Source organism: Okeania sp. SIO2C9 (assembly GCF_010672455.1).
Lineage (GTDB): Bacteria > Cyanobacteriota > Cyanobacteriia > Cyanobacteriales > Microcoleaceae > Okeania.
In genome coordinates, this window is sequence record NZ_JAAHGO010000164.1 from 1 (window position 1) to 6049 (window position 6049).

The following is a 6049-nucleotide window of genomic DNA, read 5'->3' on the forward strand; positions in this document are numbered from 1 at the left end:
GGGAGAGGGGGAGATGGGGAGATGGGGAGATGGGGAGATGGGGAGATGGGGAGATGGGGAGATGGGGAGATGGGGAGATGGGGAGATGGGGAGATGGGGAGATGGGGAGATGGGGAGATGGGGAGTATGAGAGAAATTAAAGAATATGTATCCTACCATTACCATGCAGGACTATCGAAAAAACATCAATCTATAGATTCACACTATCTATATCTATAGCGATCGCCACAACAAAAACCGGTGGTGGTGCATAGTAATGGTAAAGGAGTGTGGGGGGATGGGGAGATGGGGAGATGGGGAGATGGGGAGATGGGGAGATGGGGAGATGGGGAGATGGGGAGATGGGGAGATGGGGAGATGGAGACCCACCCCTAACCCCTCCCAGGAGGGGGATATCTTGAAAGATTTGGCAATGGCGCTTGTGATGGAACATTTTTTCATACCGAATTCAGCGAACTTAATCAGGACTTACCGAATAATTAATAATTAATAATTAATAATTAAATAATTCGCGCCTTGAAGCCTCCCCTTGGATAAGGGAAAAAAGCGGTCGAGGGATGGCGAGGTCCCGGAGCCATATCCAATCGACCAAGACAGCGGTCGATCTTCGCAGCTTCCCCGTTGGGTGGGATGGCGAGGTCCCGGAGCCATATCCAATCGACCAAGAAAAGAAATAATATCTCCTGATATTCAATCAAGGACGGTTTTAACCAGAGGTAATTATCAATTATCCATTATCAATTAATGAAGCAGGGACTCTACATATAGCTAGGGCGAATGCCATTCGCCCCTACAGATGGTGCTTTAAAGGTCAATTTGCGTAAGTCCTGTTAATGTTATACCAAATCTCAAAAAGTTTGCTATTTATCTTTAACTCATGGGGAGATAGGGAGATGCGGTCGGCTTGACCGTTGATGCCTGTGGACGGAGTGCTGCCGACAGTTCCGGTGGAAGCAGGAAGTAAACATTAAAATGTCACTCATTATGCGGTGCGACCCCGCGTCGGCGTCAGACGCAAGGGAACGCGCACCAAGAGAGACGTTTTATGTCGGTTTTATGAAGCAGACAGTAATCAAACATAGCATTACTATTCAGAAATGCTGTTACAAATTTTTTAGTCAGAAACACTAAATATAGCGTAGGACTATAGTTTTAATCCTAATTATATAGTGTTTTAGCGTAAATTATCTGAATATTTTTCCGTGAGAATTTTTTAACCAATAAAGTTAAGTAATTTGATAATTCAATACTTACGATAGAATTTAACAAAAAGTCACAGAGAGAAAACTACTCATGTCATTAAAGTCAACAACTAGACATATTCGTATCTTTGCCGGAATTATAGAAGACAATGAACTTGTTCCTGATGACAAGGCATTAACTCTCGATATCGACCCCGATAACGAACTTAACTGGAATGATACTGCCGTGCAGCAGATTTACAGAAAGTTTGACGATCTGGTAGAATCTTGTAGTGGGGAAGATTTAACTGAATACAACCTACGTCGTATAGGTTCCGATTTAGAGCATTTTGTGCGATCACTATTACAATCAGGTCAAATTAGCTATAATCTTGGTAGTCGCGTCAATAACTATAGTTTAGGACTACCAAGAGTAGATATTGACCCTGAAGCTAAATAGCATATTAAAATTTAATCTCTAATATAATAATCTGATAACATAACTGTTATCGGATTATATTTGTGCTCTTCTACTTTGATAATATTGTAAAAATTGCTTCATAGATACCTGATGAGTTGGCCATAAATTGACTCCAAGCATCAGGAAAAAATTGCTCTAGAGTTTCGACTAAAACAAAAATTTCCATATTAAACATTTTATAATATAATTTATGAGAATGTTTAATAGCTGATTTGTAAACTTAGCTAAAACCCTTATTTAATCTAACTCTCAGGGATTTAGGCATTATTGGACTATAACTGCCAAAACCCTTGTATTGCCAGAGATTCAGCCTCTTAATATTTACTTTATAAATCAGCTCTAAGTTGAGTTAACAGCTAATCTATATCTATCTTAGGAAGTGGGTGTGTGTAATTAGTTTCTTGATTGGTAAAATTATTAAGGGCATTAGAATCAGAAGATTTAGACATGAATGACCTCAAATGATTAAAAACAATATATGATAAAATTAACTTAGTACAACTGACAATCGAGATAATATTTATAGTTTTATCAGTAAAACACTTTAGTAATTAGATATTTTGAGATAGATATTGAAATTATGCTGAAAAATCAAGAACAAAGACCTAATTCAACTAGCATAAATAATTAAAGATAAATCTAATTGATCAAAGAAATGGCCGAAAGCTGCGAGGACCCCTGATGCAAAACACTATGCCAAAACACTACCTGTGGGCTATAGGTGAAGGGATCAAAACCTATCGGCCAGGAGAAATAATAGTAGATCGTTATCAAGTTCAAGACGATCGAATAGTACTGGATACTCAACCAGAAAAAACACCCCAGATGCCCGAAGAAATTCCGGGTAAAATAGAACCATATTTAAGATTATTTCCCTATAGACTTCATATTCCTCAAGTTTTTGGAATTATATCAGTAACAGAAAAAAAAGGGACTCGAAAAATTTGGCTTTTAGAAGCAGGGCCAATTAATTCCAATTCAGGAAGCTTAATGCCAAAAATAGCTACAGCATGGAAAGATGCTACACCAATGCGACAGTTAAATTGGTTATGGCAAATGGCTCAACTTTGGCAACCGTTGAATGTGCAAAAAGTAGCTTCTAGTTTGCTAAATTCAGAAAATCTGCGGGTAGAAGGACAATTAGTACGGTTATTAGAGCTACAGGCAGATCAAAAATCTTTGACATTGCAGCACTTAGGTAGATTCTGGCAGAAATGGGCAAGCAATGCTCATCCAGCAGTAGAAAAATTCTTGAAACAACTGTTTCACCAAATGATTGCAGGTGAAGTCTACAATGCCGATCAGCTTATAGTACAACTCGATCGAGCTCTGGAATTATTGGGGCGATCGCAAATTAGAAAAATTAACATTGCCACTGCTACAGATACCGGACCTAATCGTTCTAACAATGAAGATGCTTGTTACCCACCCAGCAAAACAGCCATTAGCTATCCACCGAGTTATAAAACAGTAGCTATTGTCTGTGATGGTATTGGTGGTCAAGAAGGAGGAGAAGAAGCATCAGAGTTAGCAATTAAAGTTTTGTGCCAAAGATTACAGAACATACCTGAAGATGGCGATCCCCTGACTATAACTACAAAATTAGAAGAATCTGCTTATGCCGCTAATGATGCCATTTATGAGCGTAATGATAACGAGCAACGCCAAGGTCGTCAACGGATGGGAACAACTCTAGTTATGGCACTCGCCCATCTACACGAACTCTACATCACTCATGTAGGAGATAGTCGTGCTTACTGGATTACTCAGACTCGATGCTATCAAGTAACTTTAGATGATGATGTTGCGACTCGTCAAGTTAGATTAGGTTACTCTTTATATAAGGATGCCGTCAACCAAGTAGCATCAGGTGCTTTAGTACAAGCTTTGGGTATTACTGCCTCAACAAGTTTACATCCAACTGTACAACGTTTTCCCATAGATGAAGATAGTATTTTCTTGATTTGTTCTGATGGTTTAAGCGATAAAAATCGAGTAGAACAATATTGGCAAACAGAAATATTACCATTGCTAGAAGGGAAAACAAATCTAGCGACAGTGAGAGATAGATTAATAGAAATTGCTAACGCTACAAATGGGCATGATAATGTAACAGTAGCTTTAGTGTATTATCAAGTAACTGATAAAGGTCAGATAACAGAATTGTCTCTTCCACCTGTAAAAGTTCAGCATTTAAAAGTAGAAAAATCACGAAAAAATTCGGAATTTAATTCATCAGATCATCAATTTTTCGACAATAAACCCAAAAATTTTCCATATGACTCAGAATATAAAAGTGGGTGGTTTTACTTGTCAGGAATTCTGATACTTCTGGTATTAGGTGGAATATTGGCATATTTTTTAAGTCCCTTAGTAAAAGGGTTAACAGAGCCAAAAAAAATAACACAGCCATTGGATGTAAGCTCTCCAAAGAATAATACTTTTGCAGCGAATACTAAAAACCCTAGTCAACAAATAAATTCTATATTTTCTCCTAGTTTATCTTTGGATATAGGTTCATTTATATTGATTAGTCATGGCAGTCATTCTCGCGAAAGCTTGCACGAACCAATTGAATTACTAAATAATACAACAAATAAGACAGTCAAAGGTAAAGTTGGTGATGGCAGTATTCTCCAAGTAACTAGAAAATTAAATCAATCGGAAGAAAATTGGTTAGAATTACAGGTTTGTTCAACTGAAACTCCCTCAAATATTGACCTAGAATTTTCTAATTTTTTACTACAACCAAAAGATAAAGGTTGGATTCAACAAGCAAAAATAGAGAGTAGCTCGGATGTCATTATTTTGGAAAAAAATTCAGAAAAACTAGATGGATGTGTAGAAGATTAGTTCAATTTAATCAATCAATAGACATCTATAGCAATCCTAATTTTGGTTGTGAAAATGTGAAAAAATATCTGGCAATTAGGTAATATTATGTGCCCCCTTCTGGGGAGCTACGCTTACGGTAGAACAGTTATAATTAGGTTCGTAGTTGGGCTTTAGCCCTAAGGCAAGTATTTACAAGGGTTTTCATTTCGGGGTAGTGGTGCATTGTAATTTTTTCGGTAACGGTATAGCAAACATTTCAGCCACCATTCACCATTACTATACAGGACTACCCATTTCGGTAGACTACAGTAGGGACGTTCCATGGAACGTCCCTATAGGGCGCGTGATTGTGACAATGTGGTTCATCAATATCAAAAGTGCTTTAAAGGGCTAAAGCCCAACTACAAACAAAAATTCTATTATAACTATTATTATAACTAATTAGGGTTTGCTGAAAAAGTCTTTTGGCAGGGGTAGGAGTCAGAAGTCAGGAGTCAACCCACCCCTAACCCCTCCCAGGAGTGGAAGTCAGGAGGAATTGGGGATTTAGAGGAGGTAGTCGGATATATTTATCCCTTTATTTTTTTGCCGTAGTTAGCCCAAAATCCTAACTTTTTGGTCGCTCAAGCTTAAAAAGTTGCACTTTTTTTTCGTTCTAAAAAGGCTAAAACCTTTATCTGTAAATGCTTTTAGATTTAATCAGCAATCCCTAATTATCCGAATATAATATTATAATATCAAATTCGGTTGAACAACCTCACTTCTTGGCCATTATTAGATTTTTGACAAATCAAATCATTATTATAGTGAAAAAAATGTAGAAACATTCTATTGAAATGAAAGTCTCTACAATGTATGAAAATTTATGAAGATATTTACTAAAATTTGATATAAACAATATCAACGACTACTAATTTCCATGTAGCTTAAAAGCCAATTTGCCATAGTAGCACGGCGTGCTTGCACAGGAGTAAATTCTCCTATTTTATAACCTTTAAAACCCAACTTTTGCTTCAGTAACTGTTTATTTTCTTTAGGAATAGAACGAGTTAACTTGACAGTGGGCGGGCGAAATTCAATAAAATTAGGAGGTTCTAGATATTCATCTCGCCACTCCGGTGCGACATTAGAAGCATCCCATTTATCAATAGTAGGATCATAGCGATAACCAAGATAATACCAAACTAACTGATTAACAGTATTATCATCAATTTTTTCATCAATAATTGCCTGAATAGTTTCTTTATTCAGTGGTGGTAGTTCAGACATAAAAGCTGACTCCATTTAACTTATTTTTATATGATTATATTATGATATGGCAGAAGGAAGAAGGAAGAAGGAAGAAGGCAGAAGGAAGAAGGCAGAAGGAAAAATCTGGCGTTGTCTGAGTTTTAAGCTTTTGATATGTCAAATGCAGTAATGATAACTGTTGAGTTTTAGACGACATTTTCCTCGACTTTTATGGACAACTGTGGACAAAATGTATAGGTATAACCGTCTTTTTGATGTACAACTTTTAATTTGCTTACATGAACACTTTTAGCTTTTTGTC

At 37.0% G+C, this 6049-nt stretch carries 5 protein-coding genes; 4 read left to right on the plus strand and 1 reads right to left on the minus strand.

Annotated elements, in window-relative coordinates; translation table 11 throughout:
* The first annotated feature begins 21 nt into the window (after positions 1 to 21).
* From F6K23_RS39705 to F6K23_RS39720, 4 genes are all read left to right on the plus strand, one after another.
* Complete coding sequence (locus tag F6K23_RS39705; protein ID WP_293166593.1) at positions 22 to 219, plus strand: hypothetical protein; 198 nt, start codon at positions 22 to 24, stop codon at positions 217 to 219.
* Positions 220 to 277: 58 nt separating this feature from the next.
* The gene (locus F6K23_RS43065) at positions 278 to 490 is read left to right on the plus strand and encodes a hypothetical protein (protein ID WP_375340828.1); all 213 of its coding nucleotides are present in this window, start codon (positions 278 to 280) and stop codon (positions 488 to 490) included.
* 803 nt (positions 491 to 1293) lie between these two features.
* On the plus strand, positions 1294 to 1641 hold the full coding sequence (locus F6K23_RS39715) for an NAD(P)H-quinone oxidoreductase subunit M (RefSeq protein ID WP_293166597.1): 348 nt from the start codon (positions 1294 to 1296) through the stop codon (positions 1639 to 1641).
* 714 nt (positions 1642 to 2355) lie between these two features.
* A complete protein-coding gene (locus tag F6K23_RS39720) occupies positions 2356 to 4515 on the plus strand; it encodes a protein phosphatase 2C domain-containing protein (RefSeq protein ID WP_293166599.1) in 2160 nt (719 codons plus the stop codon).
* Between the two features lie 882 nt (positions 4516 to 5397).
* Here the strand turns inward: F6K23_RS39720 and F6K23_RS39725 are convergent.
* Positions 5398 to 5766 carry a DUF1823 family protein gene (locus F6K23_RS39725; protein ID WP_293166601.1) on the minus strand — a complete coding sequence of 123 codons (369 nt, stop codon included), beginning with the start codon at positions 5764 to 5766 and terminating at the stop codon, positions 5398 to 5400.
* Positions 5767 to 6049: the final 283 nt, after the last annotated feature.